This is a genomic window from Polaribacter filamentus (genome assembly GCF_002943715.1).
In the GTDB taxonomy this organism is placed as follows: Bacteria; Bacteroidota; Bacteroidia; order Flavobacteriales; family Flavobacteriaceae; genus Polaribacter; species Polaribacter filamentus.
The window spans coordinates 1,176,487-1,196,263 of the sequence record NZ_MQUA01000013.1 but is presented as its reverse complement, the minus strand read 5'-3'; the positions used below and the strand labels follow the sequence as shown (position 1 = coordinate 1,196,263).

Annotated in this window: 18 protein-coding genes; 8 read left to right on the top strand and 10 right to left on the bottom strand. The window is 30.7% G+C overall.

Features of this window, described 5'->3' with window-relative positions:
• Positions 1-146: 146 nt before the first annotated feature.
• The 9 genes from BST83_RS07640 to BST83_RS07605 all read right to left on the bottom strand — a co-directional run bounded on the left by BST83_RS07640 (position 147) and on the right by BST83_RS07605 (position 10,863).
• Positions 147-1,379, bottom strand: coding sequence for a M48 family metallopeptidase (locus BST83_RS07640; protein ID WP_104809268.1), 1,233 nt, complete (start codon positions 1,377-1,379; stop codon positions 147-149).
• A gap of 132 nt (positions 1,380-1,511) precedes the next feature.
• A complete protein-coding gene (locus BST83_RS07635) occupies positions 1,512-2,456 on the bottom strand; it encodes an alpha/beta hydrolase (protein WP_104809267.1) in 945 nt (314 codons plus the stop codon).
• Between the two features lie 5 nt (positions 2,457-2,461).
• On the bottom strand, positions 2,462-3,043 hold the full coding sequence (locus BST83_RS07630; protein WP_104809266.1) for a hypothetical protein: 582 nt from the start codon (positions 3,041-3,043) through the stop codon (positions 2,462-2,464).
• A gap of 288 nt (positions 3,044-3,331) precedes the next feature.
• Complete coding sequence (locus BST83_RS21145) at positions 3,332-3,466, bottom strand: hypothetical protein (protein WP_302849448.1); 135 nt, start codon at positions 3,464-3,466, stop codon at positions 3,332-3,334.
• 132 nt (positions 3,467-3,598) lie between these two features.
• On the bottom strand, positions 3,599-4,345 hold the full coding sequence (gene ppgK / locus BST83_RS07625; RefSeq protein ID WP_104809265.1) for a polyphosphate--glucose phosphotransferase: 747 nt from the start codon (positions 4,343-4,345) through the stop codon (positions 3,599-3,601).
• A gap of 3 nt (positions 4,346-4,348) precedes the next feature.
• A complete protein-coding gene (locus BST83_RS07620; RefSeq protein ID WP_104809264.1) occupies positions 4,349-5,146 on the bottom strand; it encodes a TrmH family RNA methyltransferase in 798 nt (265 codons plus the stop codon).
• Between the two features lie 237 nt (positions 5,147-5,383).
• Complete coding sequence (locus tag BST83_RS07615) at positions 5,384-6,679, bottom strand: amidohydrolase family protein (protein WP_104810818.1); 1,296 nt, start codon at positions 6,677-6,679, stop codon at positions 5,384-5,386.
• Positions 6,680-6,684: 5 nt separating this feature from the next.
• Positions 6,685-9,693: an amidohydrolase family protein gene (locus BST83_RS07610; protein WP_205853567.1), complete on the bottom strand. Its 3,009-nt coding sequence runs from the start codon at positions 9,691-9,693 to the stop codon at positions 6,685-6,687.
• A 93-nt stretch (positions 9,694-9,786) separates the two neighbouring features.
• Positions 9,787-10,863: a DUF3810 domain-containing protein gene (locus BST83_RS07605; protein ID WP_104809262.1), complete on the bottom strand. Its 1,077-nt coding sequence runs from the start codon at positions 10,861-10,863 to the stop codon at positions 9,787-9,789.
• Between the two features lie 138 nt (positions 10,864-11,001).
• On the opposite strand from BST83_RS07605, the gene dnaB reads away from it, so the two are divergent.
• The 6 genes from dnaB to bshA all read left to right on the top strand — a co-directional run bounded on the left by dnaB (position 11,002) and on the right by bshA (position 16,874).
• Positions 11,002-12,510 (top strand): replicative DNA helicase, encoded by a 1,509-nt coding sequence (dnaB, locus tag BST83_RS07600; protein WP_104809261.1) that lies wholly within the window; start codon positions 11,002-11,004, stop codon positions 12,508-12,510.
• 17 nt (positions 12,511-12,527) lie between these two features.
• Positions 12,528-12,941, top strand: a complete 414-nt coding sequence (locus tag BST83_RS07595; RefSeq protein ID WP_104809260.1) for a hypothetical protein — start codon at positions 12,528-12,530, stop codon at positions 12,939-12,941.
• Entirely contained in the window at positions 12,935-13,285 is a 351-nt protein-coding gene (locus tag BST83_RS07590; RefSeq protein WP_104809259.1) for a hypothetical protein, read from the top strand. The genes BST83_RS07595 and BST83_RS07590 overlap by 7 nt, the downstream gene beginning before the upstream one ends.
• Before the next feature lie 16 nt (positions 13,286-13,301).
• Positions 13,302-14,561, top strand: a complete 1,260-nt coding sequence (locus tag BST83_RS07585; protein WP_240614695.1) for an asparagine synthetase B — start codon at positions 13,302-13,304, stop codon at positions 14,559-14,561.
• A 163-nt stretch (positions 14,562-14,724) separates the two neighbouring features.
• Positions 14,725-15,570 (top strand): transketolase, encoded by an 846-nt coding sequence (locus BST83_RS07580; RefSeq protein WP_104809257.1) that lies wholly within the window; start codon positions 14,725-14,727, stop codon positions 15,568-15,570.
• Between the two features lie 170 nt (positions 15,571-15,740).
• Positions 15,741-16,874, top strand: a complete 1,134-nt coding sequence (bshA, locus tag BST83_RS07575; RefSeq protein ID WP_104809256.1) for an N-acetyl-alpha-D-glucosaminyl L-malate synthase BshA — start codon at positions 15,741-15,743, stop codon at positions 16,872-16,874.
• 282 nt (positions 16,875-17,156) lie between these two features.
• Here the strand turns inward: bshA and BST83_RS21440 are convergent, their stop codons facing one another.
• The gene (locus tag BST83_RS21440; RefSeq protein WP_367889150.1) at positions 17,157-17,480 is read right to left on the bottom strand and encodes a DUF937 domain-containing protein; all 324 of its coding nucleotides are present in this window, start codon (positions 17,478-17,480) and stop codon (positions 17,157-17,159) included.
• Positions 17,481-17,602: 122 nt separating this feature from the next.
• On the opposite strand from BST83_RS21440, the gene BST83_RS07565 reads away from it, so the two are divergent.
• Together BST83_RS07565 and BST83_RS07560 are read left to right on the top strand one after the other, a co-directional pair.
• On the top strand, positions 17,603-18,931 hold the full coding sequence (locus BST83_RS07565; RefSeq protein ID WP_104809255.1) for a dicarboxylate/amino acid:cation symporter: 1,329 nt from the start codon (positions 17,603-17,605) through the stop codon (positions 18,929-18,931).
• On the top strand, positions 18,932-19,777 hold the full coding sequence (locus BST83_RS07560) for a sulfurtransferase (RefSeq protein WP_104809254.1): 846 nt from the start codon (positions 18,932-18,934) through the stop codon (positions 19,775-19,777). It begins immediately after the preceding gene.

Here is a 19,777-nt window from a genome sequence, read left to right as displayed (position 1 = left end):
AATAAGAAATTGAACAACCAAAAATTAAGGATTCTAAATTTGATTAAAAAAAGTTGCGTATTTCACAGGGTTTCTCAGATCCGAAATTGAGTCCAATTAATCTGAGTAATCCGTGTCAAAACCTTTTTTTGCAATTCATATCCAAACTATTTTTCTAGATTTTCAATTCTTTCCAACAAAGTTGGATGTGAATAATGCATAAAAACATACGCTTTATGCGGCGTTAAATTACTCAAGCTATTTTTTGATAATTTTTTTAGAGATGTAATTAAAGGTTTTGCAGCAAAAGTTTCTTTGGCAAAATTATCTGCCTGATATTCAAAAACTCTAGACAAATAATTCATTAGCAAACCTGTAATTTCAGATATTGGCGAATATAAAATTCCGAATGCAATTAAGCCAATATGAATACTAGGAATGGAAACACCTAATGCCTCTGATAAAATAGAAGAATTGATAAATAAAGATAAAATAAATAAGGTAAAACCTGTTATTAAGATGGAAGAAGCTAAATTAAAAATGATATATTTTCTTTTATAATGGCCAACTTCATGTGCTAAAACAGCCACAATTTCATCAGTTTCTAAGTCGTTAATTAAAGTATCAAAAAGTGTAATTCTTTTTTGGGAACCAAATCCAGAGAAATAAGCATTTGCTTTTGTAGATCTTTTAGAACCATCAATTACAAAAATATTATTGATTGTAAAACCAACCTTTTTTGCATATTTTTCTATGGCAGTTTTTAACTCTCCATCTTCTAAAGGAGTTTGTTTATTGAATAAAGGCACAATTAGTTTAGCATAAAATAGATTAATAAACAAAGAGAAAACGGCGACTAAAACCCAAGCATAGATCCAAAAATTTTCTCCAGAAATTTGATAAAACCAAATGATTAGCGATAAAATTGTGCCCCCTAAAAGAATGCTCATCAACCAATTTTTCATTTTATCGAGCCAAAATATGTTTTTTGTTGATTTGTTAAAACCAAATTTTTCTTCAATTACAAATGTTTGATAATAAGAAAACGGAGTTGTTACTACATCTGAACCAAACATAATTATACCAAAGAAAATTAGTGCTACTAAAATAGGATTATCTGTAAATGTTCTTGCAAAATTATCAACGTATTTAAATCCATCTAAAAAAAAGAAAGCCAATGTTAAAATGATTGAAAACGTAGACGTTAAATTTGAAAATTTAGCATTGGTTTTTTTATAAGATTGAGATTTTATATATTCATTTTTATCATAAACATCAGCTAATTTTTCTGAAATTTTATCATTAAAATGGTTAGAATTTAACGTGTCTAAAATTTTATCAACGATAAAACTAATTATGATAATTGCAATAAAAATATGGAATAGAGTAGTGGAGTTCATTTTAATTTATAAAGTTTATTGAATAACTAAAAAAATGTTAAGCTTTAAAAGTTGGTGTATAAAGAACAACAAAGTTGGAACGTTTTTTTTATTCCAGCTTTGTGCTTGTCTTTAAAAATTTTATAATTTTATTTATTGTGAAAGCATCAGTATCATATTATCAAAAACTTGTTTCTGAATTTCGCGATCTTTTTCGGTAATAGTATCTCTACCATCTAATCTAGTTACAACATGAAGTTTAGAATCGATCATTTGTATTGCAATCTTTGATCCATCATTATTTTTAAGACCTTTATATAATAACACTGCACTAACAGCATCAGCAACATCATCTTTTGTGGATTTATAAACTTTCAATTGGGTGTTTTGAGGTAAATTAAATCCTTCTTGAAGGTCTTTGCGTACTTTATTTGTTAAGTTCAATAATTCTTTTAATGTTTCTTGTGGTTTAAAACGATAGTAATATTTATCTTCTGTAGTTGTATTTGTAGATTCAAAATAACCTAGCATTGGCCCAACTAAACCTATAAGTGTAAGTGATTTATCCGAAGGAATAACTATTGGATCGATTAGAAAAATATGCTTCATTCCATTATCCGCTATTTTATTTGTCTTAATTAAATCTAACATTAAAGCACATGCTGTAGATGAACCTGCAAAATTAATATTTGTATATCCTTTAGTTTTTAGGGCATTATATTCGGTCATAATTGGTTCTTGCCAATCTTGCCATGTAGAATTTTTAAACGATTCATAGGTGCGACCATGACCTCCTAAAAGTACTTGCGAAATTAAAATAGTTGCATTTAAATCGCTATAATTGCGAAATTCATCCCACTCAAAAGTGCTTGCAGAATACCCATGAACAGCAATTACAACGGGTGTGTTTTTTTGATTAGTACTAGGATTATCAATAGCTTTAGATACCAAGTAATTTTCTAGATTATAGAGTGATGCATCAAAAATCTGATCTCCATCTAACATTGTTGCATTGTCAATTTCTGGCTCGTTAGAGCAGCTAGCTACTATCAGTAAAAAAACAGCTGAACATTTTAAAAATATATTTTTAGTTTTCATTTTGGTTATTTTTTGAATATGTTGTAGAAAATACTCATTTGATAAAAAACAGGAAATAAAGTTCCTGGTCCAGATGCACCCTTTCCACTATTTAAATTATAGCCAGCACTTAAATGAAGTGTAATTGGCGCATTAAATTTATAAGACAAACCCGTATCTATTGATAGAAGCAACGCTGTATTAGGCAATTCATCAAAAATCTCTGATTCATAATCAGCATAAAAAAAGCCAGTATTTAAACGTGTAAAAGGTTGCAGTTTTTTTTCATTTCTAAAGAAGTATCCTACATTTAATAAGAAATTATCTTGCTTTATAGCATTTGTACCCACGGCACTTCCAAGTCTTGTAGATACATAACTTAATCCAAAATGAATATGTTCGTTTCCAATTTTAGGACTTGTAAAATCTAAAGCCAATCCGTTTTCCCAATATAATTTTTGAGCTTTTTGCAATCTCACACCAACTTTTAAATCTTTGATCCATTTTTTTTCTGAATCATAATTTTGTGCTTTTAGATATAAAAAGGAGGCTGTAAAAAGTAACGATAATAAAAGTTTTTTCTTCAAATCAATTTTTTTTCTCTTCACAGCAATATTTTTTTAGATTCATTAAAATTATTTTTGGCTTTTTTACCAACGCTTCGAAAAGTACAACCTTTTGATCTAAAATAGTGCTATATTCTTTTTGTAAATTGGGTTTAGGGCTATTATAATTAAAATTAATAATTTTATTTAGAATGAAAACAGCAATAGATTATAATAGCATTTAGTGTAATTATGTAAAATCATTTTCCCAAAAGTAATCGAAACAAATAGGACAAATTGTATAGCCATAATTGTATGGAATTTTTTAAAAATAGTACCTTTTACTTTGTTTTATTGTGCAAAATTAATCCACTTTGTGTTTTCATAAATTAATTTTAAATCTTCTGAAAGTCCGTAAATTGAATGTTTTCCATTTTCTAATGTTTCAAAATCAATTCGATTTAATTTTGAGGGAAAATTTTCCATATATCTTCTTATTTATACTATTACATATTTTTTTTAGAGTTTTAATAAAGTAGTTTTTACAACTTAATTTAGAAGTTAGCGATAATATGTTTTTAAGTTAAGGAGCAAACTAAATTAATCGAAACCACTTTTTTATTTTTTTATTTTTTTACTAGCGTACATTGCCGCACCAATAATACCTGCATTATTTCTAAATTCTGCAACTTTCACTTTCACATCTGAGGTTAAATATTCTTTAAATCCATCATATCTTTTGCTAATTCCACCACCTAAAATAATTAAATTAGGAGAAAAAACTACTTTGGCATAATTCAATAAAACATCAAAACGCAAAGCCCAGTTTTTTAGTGTTAAACCTTCTTTTTTTCTAACAAAATCAGAAGTAAAATATTCAATAATTTTTCCATCAGAATGCAGCATTTTTCCAATTTCTAAATTGGGAATTAACTTTCCGTTATAAAATAATCCGGAGCCAATTCCTGTTCCTATGGTAATTACAATAACAACTCCTTTTTCATTTTTTCCTGCTCCTAAACTTACTTCGGCTAAACCTGCTAAATCAGCATCGTTGCTAACGTAAAATGGTATTTTACATTCTTTTTTAAATAATTTATCAACTTTTACATTTAGCCATTTTTCACTTAAATTACCAGAGTGAATGCATTTACCGTCAACAATCGTAGTAGGGAAACTGCAGCCCACAGCTTTCGTCCATTTAAAATGGGTTATCATTTGTTTTACAACTTTTGCCACAGCTTCTGGGGTTGCCGGTTTTGGAGTATCAATTCTGTGTCTTTCAGAAAGTAATTCTCCTGTTTTTGTATCAACAACAGCCGCTTTAATTCCTGTTCCACCAATATCAATTCCTAGTATTTTCATTTCTTATAATTTAAAATCTCGTTGTCTTTTCGCTTCGAAAACAACAATTGCAGCAGCTACAGAAACATTCATAGAATCTATTTTTCCTTGCATGGGTATGTTTATATTCTGAGTTGCATTTTCTCGCCAAATTTCTGATAAACCTGTTGCTTCTGTTCCAACTACAATAGCTGCAGAATTTGTATAGTTTTCTTTATGATATTCATTTGAATTCTGTAAAGTTGCCGCAAATATATTGATGTTTTTTTCTTTCAAAAAAGCAATCATTTCTTCGGATGAACCAACCGCAATTTGATTCGTAAAAATACAACCTACACTTGAGCGAATAATATTTGAGTTGTACAAATCACTTTTAGGATTTGCAATAAAAACAGCATCTACATTTGCCGCATCCGCAGTTCTTAAAATTGCGCCCATATTGCCTGGTTTTTCGATACTTTCAGTAACTAAAATTAAAGGTTTTTCGTTTTTAAAATGAATGTTCTTTAAGGAAAAATCCTTTGCTTTTGTAACTGCAATAATCCCCTCGGTAGAATCTCGATACGCCAATTTTTGATACACTTCTTTTGAGATTTCAATTCTGTCAATATTTTCATTAAAAAGATGTAAAACTTCATTTTCTGAAATTAAATCAGCATAAAACAAGATCGAATCAAAGGCATATTCAGCAGCAATTGCTAATGATATTTCCCGTTTACCTTCAATAATAAACAAGCCTTGTTTTCTTCGTTCACGAGCTTTTTCTTGAAGTTTTAGCAAGTTTTTTATATAAGAATTTTGAATGCTAGTAATTTCCTTCATAGCTACAAATATACCTATTACTAGGTATTGTTTTATATACATCTAATGATAATCTTTGCCTAACATTAATTTGTGCTCTTGTTATTAATTCTTTGAAAAAGAAAAAGTAACATTTAAAAGAGAAAGAATTTTTAAGTTTACAGTATTATTGGTAACTATTTTAACCAAAAAGGCTCGCAATTTGCGAGCCTTTTTTCTTATCAAACCATTATATTAGTGTTAGTTAAATTCTAGCTTTTACTTGGTTTTATATTTGTTAGCATAGCGTTTCCAAAGTTTTGTTTGATGCGTTTCTAAGCTAATTTTTCTTCCTTGTATAAAAGCATCCGTTAAAATATTTGTTCTCATATCTAAAGCATCTCCTTCAGAAATAAATAACGTTGCGTCTTTACCAACTTCTAAGGTTCCAACAAAATCATCTATTCCTAGAATCTTTGCTGTATTTGATGTTAACAGCTGTAAAGCAACTTCTTTATCCAAACCAAAAGCAGCAAATGTACCCGCATAAAAAGGTAGATTTCTAGTATTCATTCGTTCCATTTGTCCTTCCATTCCTAAACTTACTAAAACACCTTTATCGGTTAAAACTTTTGCAATTGTATAGGTATAATCATATGCATCATCTTCCTGATTTGGGTTTCTATGAGGTCTGTCTAATATTACAGGAACATTATTTTTTACTAACAAATCTGAAATTTTATCAGCTTCCAGTCCATGAACAATTACAATATTTTCGATACCTACTTCTTTAGAAATCGTTATGGCATCTGTAATTTCTCTTTGTCCGTTTACATGAATAAAAAGTTTTTGAGAGCCATTAAATAAACCTTTTGTTGCTTCATAAGGCAAATGTATCTTCGTTTTTTCGCTTGCTAAATAATTTTTCGCATTTGAAAAATACCTCTTTATATTGTCAATATTTTCCGTATATTTTTCGTCAACTTTTAAGGCTGGGTCTTCTCCTAACCACCATCTTCCGCTTTTAAAACTTCCTGGCCATTCCATATGAATTGCATCATCAATTTTAATAGCTGCGTCTTCCCAGTTCCAAGCATCTAATTGTACAATTGATGAAGTTCCAGAAATTATACCGCCTCTTGGTACTATTTGTGCCATTAAAACGCCATTTGGTCTCATAGATTCAATAATCTTACTTTCCGCATTATAAGCGATTAAACTTCTAATATGTGGATTGTTAGCACCTATTTCGTCTTCATCATCACTCGCTTTTACTGCATCAATTTCTACCAAACCTAAGGTTGCATTAGCAGCAATAAATCCAGGATATACATGTTTACCGTTTGCGTTTATAACCGTTCCTCTTCTTGCAATTTTTACGCTTGTATTTCCTACAAAAACAATTTTCCCTTCGCTAAACATAATCAAAGAATTTTTTATGATTTGTCCGTTTCCTAAATGTGCAGTTGCTCCTTCAATCGAATAATCAGAACTTTGTTTATCTGCGGGAGTTTGCTGTGCTGTGATGTTTCCTGCTAAAAAGAAAAACATCAAACTATATATTATTTTTTTCATCATTTTTAGTTTTTAAGTTCTTCTAAAGTATCACATTGAAAGTTGATGTCTTCTCTTTTCTTAGGTGCTTGTGTTTTACCACCACTCAATTTTTCTTTCAACATCATGGTAACTAATTTACTTTTTTCTTGAGTGATTGCCTCACGTTTTTTGATGTCTTCATTTCTGTCAAAAAACACTTTGCCTTCAATAATTGTTTTTTCAGCTTTTGCGTAAATAGACATTGGATGATCGCTCCATAAAACGACATCTGCATCTTTGCCTACTTTTATGCTTCCAACTCGGTTATCGATATGTAATAATTTTGCAGGATTTATAGTAACCATTTTCCAAGCTTCTAATTCAGACATTCCACCATATTTTACAGTTTTCGCTGCTTCTTGATTTAACCTTCTAGACATTTCTCTGTCATCAGAATTGATGGCAACCGTAACACCTGCATTGTGCATAATTGCTGCATTATACGGAATAGCGTCAATAACTTCGTATTTATACGCCCACCAATCAGAAAATGTAGAGCCTCCAACGCCATGTGCTGCCATTTTATCAGCAACTTTATAACCTTCTAAAATATGTGTAAAAGTGTTGATATTAAAATTGAATTTCTCAGCAACTTTCATTAACATATTAATTTCTGATTGCACATAAGAATGACAAGAAATAAAACGTTCACCGTTTAGAATTTCTACCAAAGTTTCCATTTCAGCATCTTTTCTATATGGTTTTCCACTTTTCACTAGTGCTTCATATTCTTGAGCTCTAGTAAAATAATCTGTAAATAGTTGTTCAACACCCATTCTTGTTTGAGGAAAACGTATGCCGTTAGAGCTTCTAGACTGTTTTACATTTTCGCCCAAAGCAAATTTTATAAATTTTGGAGAATTATCATAAATCATATTTTCTGCATTTTCTCCCCATTTTAATTTGATAATTGCCGAGCGACCCCCAATTGGATTTGCAGAACCATGTAGAATTTGAGCAGTAGTTGTTCCACCAGAAATATTTCTATAAATATTAATGTCATTAGGATCTATAACATCTTCAATGGTAACTTCTGCCGATGAATTTTGTGCACCTTCATTAATGGATGATGCTGCAATATGTGAGTGTTCATCAATAATTCCGGCAGTTAAATGTTTGCCTGTTCCATCAATTTCTGCAGCTCCTTTTGAACTTAAGTTTTTACCAATTTTGGAGATTTTACCGTCTTTCAGCAAAACGTCTGTGTTTTCTAAAATTCCGTCTTTTTCACTAGTCCAAACAGTAACATTTTTAATGAGAAGCGTTTCTGTTTTAGGTTGCGTAAAGTTTCCAAAACCAATATTAGGATAACTAACAGGTAACACTAAAATTTCTTTTTCATCAGATTCATCGTTAGCATCTTCGTTTGTTTTTTCTTTTGATTTTTCTTCTACTTTCGTTTCTGATTTTGTTTCACCCTCTTTTTTAACTTGAATACTTGCAGACCAAGAAGATTTTTTTCCTTCCGCATCAAAAGCATCACCTTGCATTGCGTTGGCATCATTTATGACTTTACCTAACATTCTTGTAAAATTATCATCGTCATTTAAAGTAATAGAAATCCAACCATCACTATAAGAGAATTTAGATTTAAGTTTTTTATCACCTAATTTAATAGCGCCAGTTTGTTTTGCTCCTTTTCCTGTAATAGCTAAATCGTAATTTACATTATTAACATATAACATATAATTACCAGTAATATCTTTAATGTTAATGTCATTAATTACATTTTTACCACCTTGAACCCAGTTTTCAAAAATTATTGTTTTAGCATCAAAAACATCACCAGAAGTAATTATAAAATTAGCATAACTTCCTGTTTTTAAATTTCCTATAGAATTATTTCCAATAATAGATGCAGGAATTGTAGTTAAAGCAGCCAATGCTTTTTCTTTGTCAAAACCATATTTTATGGCTTTTTGTAAATTTTTATGAAACGATTTTACATCTTTTAACTTGTATGTTGTCAACGCAAAATTTACATTATTTTTAGCAAGCACACTTAAATTGGATGGTTCTTGATTCCATTTACGCATATCTCTTAAAGAAATATATTGCGTTAATAAAGGATCTGAAACATCATACGCATCGCTAAAATTAATCGGAATTATAAAAGTTGCATTTGTAGATTTAATGTCATTAATTCTTTCAAATTCTTCTCCGCTTCCAACAATTGTATATTGAATTCCAAATTCATCACCCACTTTATCAGCTCTTACAGCATCTAAAACATTATCGGTTTCAAAAATCTGAATTAAATTTTTATTTCTATTTAAAGCTTCTAAGGCTAAATCTTTATTTTTCATATTTCCTTTCGCATACCAATCTGCATCATTATAAACTTGACGCAGTAAAGCCATCGCGCCCATTAATGAACTTGGATATGCTTGGCTAGATTTATTACTTTTAGAAAAAGATAAATATTGTGCAGATTTTGTATCTAAAACTCTGTAAGCATTAGTGGAATTAGGATTTAAAGCAACCAATAAGCCACTTCCACGAATAATTCCGTCTTGTAAATGCGTATTTACCACTCCAAAACCAGCGTCAATAAAACTCTTTGCTTGTTTGGCATCAAATTTAAAATCATCTAAAGAATTTGTTTCTGGTCTAATATGATCGTTCCAATAATACCCTTCGCGTTCAGCCTCATATTGGCTGCCTCTAGAACCGCCGGACTGTCTTTTTGGTTTTTCTATTCCGAAATCTGAATAAATATCAATAAAAGAAGGATAGATTGTTTTGCCTTCTAAATCGATTGTTTTTGTGCCTTTCGGAATCTTTACCGATGCACTAGCACTAATTACTTTACCATCTTTAATAAGCAAAGTCCCTTTTTTAATAACCTCACTTGGCGTTACATAAATTGTCGCATTTGTAAATGCAAAAGTGGTACTCTCGGTTGTTTTTACTCCAGCATCCGTAGGAAAATAATCTTGTGCATTCGTGACAGAAAGCGACAAGAAAAAGAGTAAGAAGAATAGTTTTTTCATGTAGTCTGATTTTATTTTGAATTTTAGCTCAATTTATAGCTACGCTTTTTTATAAAAGTTAAATATTAATATTTTAACAATAATTTAAGAAATCTAAATTTCCTTTGAAGTTTCGAAGTAAGAAATTAATAAGTCAACAACGTAATTATAAGACTGCACACCTTTGTCTTGCTTGTTGGCCTTTAAGTAGGCATTGTAACCTTTTTTAACGAGTGGTTCAAACGGATTTTCATATTGCTTCCAGAACTCATTACTTGCGTTAAAATCTTTGAGAACTCCTTTATTTACCAATTGTATGAGCTCTTTCGATTTATTGCTGTCACGTTTTCTCATTTCCGAAAAACAATACACAAAAGCCATTCTATAACTTGCATATTTAAAATATACATTGTCATTATAATTGGAAGCTAAAAAGCCTACAAAATTAGCTTCATTTTCTGCAGCAAAACCTATTTGATGCGCCATTTCATGACAGGTGGTTGTTGGATAACTCGTTTTAGGAATTCTATCATTTACTTGCGCTTCACCGGTTAAAGGATTCAAATAACCAGAAGTCCCGTTATAGGTTTGCAATAAACTCATTAAAGAGCTTTTTACTGATGGATATTTATATTTTAACTGAGGAAAATCTTCGGATAAATTTTTATAACCAGCAACTGCCATTGTGTACATTTCTTTTTGCGGATATGGATTTTCTACAAGTAAAGAGTCATTTTTTGTAATTTCTAAATGGTAATAATTAAGCTTCGTTATGATATGTTCTGTAACTTTCTGAAGTTCTTCTGTAGTATATTTCTGCGGATGATAATTCAAGTTTTTAGCCAAAGGTTCTCTGTAGTAATTCAATCCCCAGAAAAGATAAAAGCAAAAGTAAATGACTGATAAAATTGCCGTAAAATGAATCATTTTAGGAATAAAATTTTTGAATTGCGTTTTTATCAAACGATATAAAAACCGGATTAAAATAAATAGTCCAAAACCCAAAAGCAAATCACCCACAGAAAAAGGAATCCAACCTAAAGCAATCCTAAAGAAGGAGGAAACGAAAGGGTACATTCCGTTTGAATAATACCGTTCTATAAATGCAGGATTGTTTGCTACAACTTGCATTAAAAGAAGTTGAATTGGCAATAGAATTGCGATTATTATATGTGATTTATTCCATTTCATTTGTGTAAAAATAGGGATTCAAATTAGAAGTTGACTGTTTATTAACATGATAATAACATTTTTGTTTACAATAAATGTTTACAAATTAAAGTTACTAATTACAAAGCACATTGAACCTAAAAAAGTACATTTGTAACTATGGAGAAAACGAACCCTTTAGTAGGTACAAAAATAGATAAATCGAGAATTATTAGTCTTGAAAAAGGGAAGATTCCGCCACAAGCAGTAGAATTAGAAGAAGCTGTTTTAGGGGCAATGATGATTGATAGAAAGGGAATTGATGATGTTATTGATGTCTTAAGTTCGGATGCTTTTTATGATTCCAAACACCAAGAAATATATGCAGCAATTTATGAATTATTTCAAAATTCTGAACCTATAGATCTTTTAACTGTATCAAATTTGTTAAAAAAGAATGGGAAGTTAGACTTTATTGGTGGTGATTTCGCCTTAATTCGTTTAACTCAAAAAGTAGCTTCTTCTGCGCATATTGAGTTCCATGCTAGAATCATTTTACAAAAATACATTCAGCGTAAATTAATCTCAATTTCATCAGAAATTATAGAAAACGCATATGATGATGGTACTGACGTTTTTGAATTATTAGACGACGCAGAAGCAAAACTTTTTGAAGTTACACAGGGAAACTTAAAAAAGAGTTCAGAAGATGCAGGTTCACTGGTAAAGCAAGCTTTAAAAAAGATTCAAGAAATTGGTAATTCAGAAGGAATGTCTGGATTAGAAACAGGTTTCACCAAATTAGATGCACTAACTTCTGGTTGGCAACCATCCGATTTAGTAATTATTGCTGCACGGCCTGGTATGGGGAAAACAGCATTTGTAATTTCGATGGCAAAAAACATGGCTATAGATTTTGGTCATGGTGTTGCGGTGTTTTCATTAGAGATGTCCTCTGTACAGTTGATTACACGTATGATTTCTTCAGAAACGGGTTTAACATCAGAAAAACTAAGAAAAGGAAATTTGCAACCTCACGAATGGGAACAATTAAATGTAAAAGTTAAGAAATTATCTAATGCACCTATTTTTATTGATGATACACCATCTCTTTCTGTTTTCGATTTACGTGCAAAAGCAAGACGTTTGGTTTCGCAACATGGTGTTAAAATTATTGTAATTGATTATTTACAATTAATGACTGCAGGAGGAAAAGCAGGAGGAAATCGTGAACAAGAAATCTCAATGATTTCCAGAAATTTAAAAGCATTAGCAAAAGAATTAGCAGTTCCTGTCATTGCACTTTCACAATTATCTCGTGCTGTAGAAACGCGTGGAGGAAGCAAAAGACCTTTACTTTCTGATTTACGTGAATCTGGAGCAATTGAGCAAGATGCAGATATTGTATCGTTTATTTTTAGACCAGAATATTACGGAATGACAGAATGGGATGATGATGAACACACGCCGTGTGAAGGACAAGGGGAATTTATTGTAGCAAAACACAGAAATGGTGGCTTGGATAATATTCGTTTAAAATTTACCGGTCATTTAGCAAAATTCTCTGATTTAGAAGAGAGTTTTAGTTCTGAATTCCAGTCTTCTATGAATGCGGATGTGTCTCCAGATCATAGAATTGAGCCAAAAGATGCTTTTGGTGATGATGACATAGATGATGTTCCCTTTTAATTTCATATTTTTAAGAAATGAATGAATTAGAGAAAAAAGTTGAAAAATGGATATTAAAAAATGGATATCCATTTGAAATGAAGGTTGCACAAGCTTTTAAAAGTGAAGGTTTTCATGTGTCTCAATCAATACTTTATAAAGATAACGATTTAAATAAATATAGAGAAATTGACATAATTGCCCATACTAATAAATTTGTTAATGGAGTTTGGATTAATTTGACATATGTTGTTGAGTGTAAGAAAAGTACAGACAAACCTTGGGTGGTTTTTAAAAACAAAGACCTTTTTAATCTACAATCAAATAGATATAGAATTTTAGGAAGTAAAAATTTGGATAAATTAATTTCAAAAATACCTGAAGAAAAAAGAAAGACGAAAATCTTAAATTTATTTTTCCTTCAATTTCAGAATGTGGGTATAATGTGGTAACAGCTTTTAATGAGTCTAAAGATTTGGCTTATTTTGCATCAAAAAGTTTACTTAATGCATGTAATTATTTGGTTGAAAAATCAAATAATAGTAAATTGAAATTTTGTAATATTTATATTCCTGTAATTATTATAGAAGGAATTCTATATGAATCTTTTTTAAAAAATAATGGAACTCTTAGTTTATCAAAGGTTAATTATTCAACAATTGCAAACACAAAATCATTTGATGATAGTGCTTCAAGTATTCTAACGATTGCTTCTTCTTTAAAATTAAATAACTTTATAAAGGAGTTAAGAAATAATAATGATACATTTTTTGATAAGTTTATTGAATTATTATAATAATTATTTTTTTTGAATGAAAAAACTCATAACAATTCTTACATTTCTATTATTATCAAACTCAATTTGGGCATCCTTTATTTACGTGCCTATGAATGATAGGAATCAAAAAAATCATTTAAAAGCATACGGAATTGTTTTCTACGCTTTAGAAGCTGGCATAAAATCGAAATGGTTATTAAACTATGATGGCGGTGCGTTTTTAATAGAAAACAATAAATTGATAGAAAACGAATGTAAAATTAGAGGTGTTTCGTACCAAATAATTTCGGACGCAAAAGCACAAATTATATTAGAAGAAATTTCTTCGCCTTCGTCAAATCAAGATGCTGTAACTTTAGAGAAAGCACCAAAAATTGCGGTGTATTCTCCAAAAGATAAAATGCCTTGGGATGATGCTGTAACGATGGTTTTAACCTACGCAGAAATTCCTTTTGATGTTATTTATGACAAAGAAGTGTTAGAAGATAAACTTTTATTATATGAATGGTTGCATTTACATCATGAAGATTTTACGGGGCAATATGGTAAATTTTATGGCGCTTTTAGAACGGCGCCTTGGTATATAGAGGCAAAGCTAGCATCAGAAAAACAAGCCAAAGAATTGGGTTTTTCTAAAGTATCCGAAGAAAAATTAGCGGTGGCTAAAAAAATTAGAGATTATGTGATTGGCGGCGGTTTTATGTTTGCGATGTGTTCTGCAACAGATAGTTTTGATATTGCTTTATCTGCAGAAGGAGTGGATATTGTAGAAGCAATGTTTGATGGTGATGCAACAGAACCTAATTATCAATCAAAAATAAATTATAATAAAACGTTCGCTTTTAAAGATTTTGATTTAGTTAGAAGTCCAACAACCTACGAGTTTTCTTCCATTGATATGACAAGTAAACGTACTATACCTAAAACTTCAGATTATTTTTCATTGATAGAATTTTCTGCAAAATGGGATCCTGTACCAACGATGTTAACACAGAATCATACTACTTTAGTAAAAGGTTTTATGGGACAAACTACTTCTTTTGATATAGAAACTGTAAAAACGAATGTGTTGGTTTTAGGAGAAAATAGAACGAACAGAGAAGCCCGCTATATCCACGGAACAAAAGGAAAAGGAATGTTTACATTTTATGGAGGTCATGATCCAGAAGATTATACGCACAGAGTTGGTGATCCAAAAACGGAATTAGATTTACATCCTACTTCGCCAGGATATCGTTTAATACTTAATAATGTTTTGTTTCCAGCTGCTAAGAAAAAGAAGCAGAAAACGTAGGTTTATGCCCCAAATTAAAAAAATAAGTAATTAAAAAAAATAGCTTTAACTTTTTATTACTTTAATTAAATGAATACTGTTAATAATTATCTAATAAATAATAAATTAATTCTATTCAAGTTCAATCACTTTTGTATTTTTGCCATCAAATTAAAACAACAAAATGCCGACAACACAAAAATTACAAGATTTTACACAACAAGTACGTAGAGATATTTTAAGAATGGTACATGCAGTAAATTCTGGTCATCCAGGAGGTTCATTGGGATGTGCTGAGTTTATTACTTGTTTGTATCAAGAAGTAATGGAGTATTCCACAGATTTTACAATGGATGGGAAAAAAGAAGATTTATTTTTTCTTTCAAACGGACATATTTCTCCTGTTTTTTATAGTGTTTTGGCGCACAGCGGATTTTTTCCTGTATCAGAATTGGCAACTTTTAGATTGTTAGATTCACGTTTACAAGGACATCCAACAACACATGAAGGTTTACCTGGAGTAAGAATTGCTTCTGGTTCTTTAGGGCAAGGAATGTCTGTAGCTTTGGGGGCTGCACAAGCTAAAAAGTTAAATGGAGATTCTAAATTAGTATACACTTTACATGGTGATGGCGAGTTGCAAGAAGGTCAAAACTGGGAAGCAATTATGTATGCATCTGGCAAAAAAGTTGATAATTTAATTGCTACAATCGATTTAAATGGAAAACAAATTGATGGTTCTACGGAAGAAGTTTTACCAATGGGAAGTATCAAAGCAAAATTTGAAGCTTTTGGTTGGGATGTTTTAGAAGTTAAAAAAGGAAACGATATTGAAGCTATTTTAGCTGGTTTGGCAAAAGCAAAATCATTAACAGGAAAAGGAAAACCAGTTTGTATTTTATTATATACAGAAATGGGTAATGGTGTAGATTTTATGATGCATACTCACGCTTGGCACGGTAAAGCACCAAGTGATGCACAATTAGAAAATGCATTAGCTCAAAACCCTATAACCTTAGGAGATTATTAATACGAATTAGGAAATTATTAATACTAAACTTATTTTAGTATCTTTTTATATAAACCTACAATTTCTATTGTAGGTTTTTTTTGTGAATTTCTTTAGAACGAAACTGTAAGATTACCTTTATCTTTACAACTAAGAGATAAAGTTTCTAAATTTAATCTGTCAATTAAAATATGAAGATCGGAATTGTTTGTTATCCCACCTTTGGTGGAAGTGGAGTAGTAGCTACTGAATTAGGAATGGCTTTGGCTGATAATGGTCATGAAGTTCATTTTATTACGTATAATCAGCCAGTTCGTTTAGATTTTTTATCGCATAAATTGCATTTCCACAGAGTTATCATTGAAGAATATCCGTTGTTTCAATACCAACCTTATGAGCTAGCGTTATCTAGTAAAATGGTTGAAGTTGTTGAGAAATATCAGTTAGAAGTTTTGCACGTGCATTACGCAATACCGCATGCCTATGCCGCATATATGGCAAAACAGATGTTGCTAGAAAAAGGAATTCATATTAAAGTAGTCACTACCTTGCATGGCACGGATATTACACTTGTTGGTAGTCATCCAACATATAAAACTGCCGTAGAATTTAGTATTAATAATTCTGATGTAGTAACTGCGGTTTCTAATAATCTAAAGCGAACTACAAATCAGCTTTTTAAAATCAAAAAAGACATTCAAGTTGTTTACAATTTTATTGATATTGAAAAATATAGTAAAGCAGAAGAACAAGAATGTAAAAGAGATGCATTAGCCGAACCAAATGAAAGAATTTTAACCCATATTAGTAACTTTAGACCTGTAAAAAGAGTTGAAGATGTAATCAAAGTTTTTTATGAAGTTCAAAAAGAAATTCCTTCTAAATTACTAATGATTGGTGAAGGTCCTGAAAGAGAAAAAGCAGAAATTTTGGCTAAAAAATTGGGAATAAAAGACAACGTATTTTTTTTAGGTAATAGCACAGAAATTGTTAAAATTTTATGCTATTCTGATGTGTTTTTATTGCCCTCTCAAACAGAAAGTTTTGGTTTAGCGGCTTTGGAAGCTATGGCTGCAAAAACGGCAATTATATCAACAAATACAGGTGGTTTACCCGAAGTAAATATACATGGAGAAACTGGTTATTTAAGTAATTTAGGTGACATAGCGGATATGGCTAAGAATGCAATTTCAATTTTAAAGGAGGATGCTGTTTTAGAACGTTTTAAGCAAAATGCTAAAGAACACACCAAACGATTTTCTATAAAAAATATCTTACCCGTTTATGAAGATATTTATAAATCCTGTTATAAAAATAAAGTATAAGAAAAAAGCTCAAAATTATTAATTTTGAGCTTTTTTTTATTTCTTACAACTTTATTCTTCTAATTTTCTGCTTAAATTTATTTTCCAAAAAGGTCACCTAACATTCCGACAATTTCGCCAGATTGTTTTTTATAGTCTCCTAAAAACATTCCTGCAACATCATCAATAATACTTTAATCACTATCTAAATCTAACATTTGTTTTAGAAAATTTCGCTCATTTTTAGGATCACTTCCTACTAACAAACCAACTAAAAGACTACGTAAAACTCTAGAGTTACTGCTATTTTGTTCCTTTTTGTTTATTTCCTAATATAGAACTTAAAATTTCTGCACCATCTTGATTCACAGATTTATCAACGCCACCAGCAAATAAACTAACAAGATAGTCTAAAATACTTCCATCATGTTTTTCTAATAAAGAGCCCATTAATTTTTCAGTACCTTCTGGTGTTGCAGCATTTCTTTCCATCGCTTTCATTAAAACGGGTAAAGCTATCGTTAAAATACTACTCGTTTTGTTAGGATTTGTATTCGCAGAACCAGCTAATAATGATATGATTGATTTTCCTAGATAACTATTTAAGATGTCTGAAATTCCAGTCATTTTCAACTTTTAGTAATTATTACAAAAGTTTTCTACTTTTTTGACACAATATATGAACAAAGTCACACTCAATTTTAATTTTTTTTTTACCTTTCAAAATATTTAAAATTTAAATCGACTACATGAAAAATATGGCATTACATTGGAAAATTTTAATAGGTATGGTTACCGGCATCCTTTTTGGATTAGGAATGATAAGTGTAGATGGTGGTGCTGTATTTGTTTCTAATTGGATCAATCCCTTTGGAAATATTTTCGTAAAACTATTAAAATTAATTGCCGTTCCTTTAATTATTGCTTCTTTAGTAAAAGGAATATCAGATTTAAAAGACATTTCTAAATTTAAAAATATAGGTTTAAGAACCATCTCTATTTATATAGGAACTACTGTAATTGCCATTACAATTGGATTATTACTTGTAAATTTAGTGAAACCTGGAGACGGAATATCTGAAGAAACAATTAATAAACTTACAGAAACCTATGCAAATAGTGGAGGCGTACAATCTAAATTACAAGAAGCTTCTAACCAAAAAAACACCGGACCTTTACAGTTTTTAGAAGATATGGTTCCAGACAATGCTTTGCAAGCTATGAGTGATAATACGTCTATGTTACAAGTAATATTCTTTACTATTTTCCTAGGGATTTCTATGTTGTTAATTGGCGAAAAAAGATCGAAACCTTTAAAAGACTTCTTTGATTCTTTAAACGAGGTAGTTTTAAAAATGGTCGATTTAATTATGCTTTCTGCTCCTTATGCAGTTTTTGCATTGTTATCAAATGTGGTGGTCTCCTCGGATGATCCAGATTTATTATTAGCATTATTAAAATATGCTTTAACTGTGGTTACAGGATTATTAATAATGATTTCTTTTTATATGGTTTTAATCAGCATTTTCACAAAAAAGAATCCGCTTTGGTTTTTAAAGCAATTAAGTCCGGCGCAATTATTGGCGTTTTCTACGAGCTCAAGTGCAGCAACTTTGCCGGTAACAATGGAAAGAGTTGAAGAACATATTGGTGTAGATAAAGAAGTTTCTAGTTTTGTTTTACCAGTTGGAGCAACTATTAATATGGATGGAACTTCTTTATATCAAGCAGTTGCAGCTGTTTTTATTGCACAAGCTTTAAATTTCGATTTAACATTTGCGGATCAGTTAACAATTGTTTTAACGGCATTGTTAGCATCAATTGGTTCTGCAGCAGTTCCTGGTGCAGGAATGGTAATGTTGGTAATTGTTTTAGAATCTATAGGATTTCCTGCTGATAAATTAGCAATTGGTTTAGCTTTAATTTTTGCTGTCGATAGACCTTTAGATATGTGTAGAACCGTAATTAATGTCACGGGAGACGCAACAGTTGCTGCTTTGGTCGCTAAATCTGTAGGTAAATTACACGATAATCCATTACCTAAAAATTGGGATGATAATTATGATGAAGTAAAATAAATGGTTTTAAAAATCAATAAACCGGTAGTTTCTGTTGAATGGTTGTTTAGAAATTTAGACAGCCAAAATCTTATTATTTTTGATGCTACAATTCCAAAAGTAACTGCTAAAAAAGAGGTTTCTTCGGATGAAAAACAGCAAATAAAAGATGCTATCTTTTTTGATATCCAAAAAACATTTTCTGACGAAAATGCGCCTTTTTCGAATACAGTTTTATCAGCAAAGGCTTTTGAAGAAAAAGCGCAACAAATAGGAATCAGCAAAGATAGCTGCATTGTTGTGTATGATGATTTGGGCATTTATTCTTCGCCAAGAGTTTGGTGGATGTTTCAATTGATGGGTTTTACAAATATTGCTGTTTTAGATGGCGGATTTCCTGCTTGGAGTTCTAAAAATTATCCCACAGAAAAACCTACAAATCATCAGCCTAAAAAAGGAGATTTTATCGCTAACTATCAATCAGAAAAAATAAAATATACTGCAGATGTACTTTCTTCTATTGAAAGTGACTCATTTTTAATTGTTGATGTGCGCTCAAAAGGCCGTTTTTTAGGAACCGAACTAGAACCTAGAAAAGATGTAAAAGGAGGACGAATTCCCAATTCTGTGAGTTTGCCTTATTCAGAAATTGTTGAAAATAATTTTATGAAATCAGAAAAAGATTTAAGAAGCGTTTTTAATAAAATCAACCCAAAAAATAAAGATTTTATTTTTTCTTGTGGATCCGGAATTACCGCTTCCGTTTTAGCTTTTGGAGCAGAAATTGCAGGTATAAAAAACCACTCAGTTTATGATGGCTCTTGGACGGAGTGGGGAAGTACAGAAGGATTACCAATAGAAAAATAA

What these genes read in the sequence shown, in the direction of transcription:
- BST83_RS07595 (WP_104809260.1), top strand. Translation starts at nt 12,528, where the DNA reads ATGAATGAATTAGAGAAAAAAGTTGAAAAATGGATATTAAAAAATGGA.
- bshA (WP_104809256.1), top strand. Translation starts at nt 15,741, where the DNA reads ATGAAGATCGGAATTGTTTGTTATCCCACCTTTGGTGGAAGTGGAGTA.
- BST83_RS07620 (WP_104809264.1), bottom strand. Translation starts at nt 5,146, where the DNA reads ATGAAGGAAATTACTAGCATTCAAAATTCTTATATAAAAAACTTGCTA.
- BST83_RS07635 (WP_104809267.1), bottom strand. Translation starts at nt 2,456, where the DNA reads ATGAAAACTAAAAATATATTTTTAAAATGTTCAGCTGTTTTTTTACTG.
- BST83_RS07610 (WP_205853567.1), bottom strand. Translation starts at nt 9,693, where the DNA reads ATGAAAAAACTATTCTTCTTACTCTTTTTCTTGTCGCTTTCTGTCACG.
- BST83_RS07585 (WP_240614695.1), top strand. Translation starts at nt 13,302, where the DNA reads ATGAAAAAACTCATAACAATTCTTACATTTCTATTATTATCAAACTCA.
- BST83_RS21145 (WP_302849448.1), bottom strand. Translation starts at nt 3,466, where the DNA reads ATGGAAAATTTTCCCTCAAAATTAAATCGAATTGATTTTGAAACATTA.
- BST83_RS21440 (WP_367889150.1), bottom strand. Translation starts at nt 17,480, where the DNA reads ATGACTGGAATTTCAGACATCTTAAATAGTTATCTAGGAAAATCAATC.
- BST83_RS07640 (WP_104809268.1), bottom strand. Translation starts at nt 1,379, where the DNA reads ATGAACTCCACTACTCTATTCCATATTTTTATTGCAATTATCATAATT.
- BST83_RS07615 (WP_104810818.1), bottom strand. Translation starts at nt 6,679, where the DNA reads ATGAAAAAAATAATATATAGTTTGATGTTTTTCTTTTTAGCAGGAAAC.
- ppgK (WP_104809265.1), bottom strand. Translation starts at nt 4,345, where the DNA reads ATGAAAATACTAGGAATTGATATTGGTGGAACAGGAATTAAAGCGGCT.
- BST83_RS07560 (WP_104809254.1), top strand. Translation starts at nt 18,932, where the DNA reads ATGGTTTTAAAAATCAATAAACCGGTAGTTTCTGTTGAATGGTTGTTT.
- BST83_RS07565 (WP_104809255.1), top strand. Translation starts at nt 17,603, where the DNA reads ATGAAAAATATGGCATTACATTGGAAAATTTTAATAGGTATGGTTACC.
- dnaB (WP_104809261.1), top strand. Translation starts at nt 11,002, where the DNA reads ATGGAGAAAACGAACCCTTTAGTAGGTACAAAAATAGATAAATCGAGA.
- BST83_RS07605 (WP_104809262.1), bottom strand. Translation starts at nt 10,863, where the DNA reads ATGAAATGGAATAAATCACATATAATAATCGCAATTCTATTGCCAATT.
- BST83_RS07580 (WP_104809257.1), top strand. Translation starts at nt 14,725, where the DNA reads ATGCCGACAACACAAAAATTACAAGATTTTACACAACAAGTACGTAGA.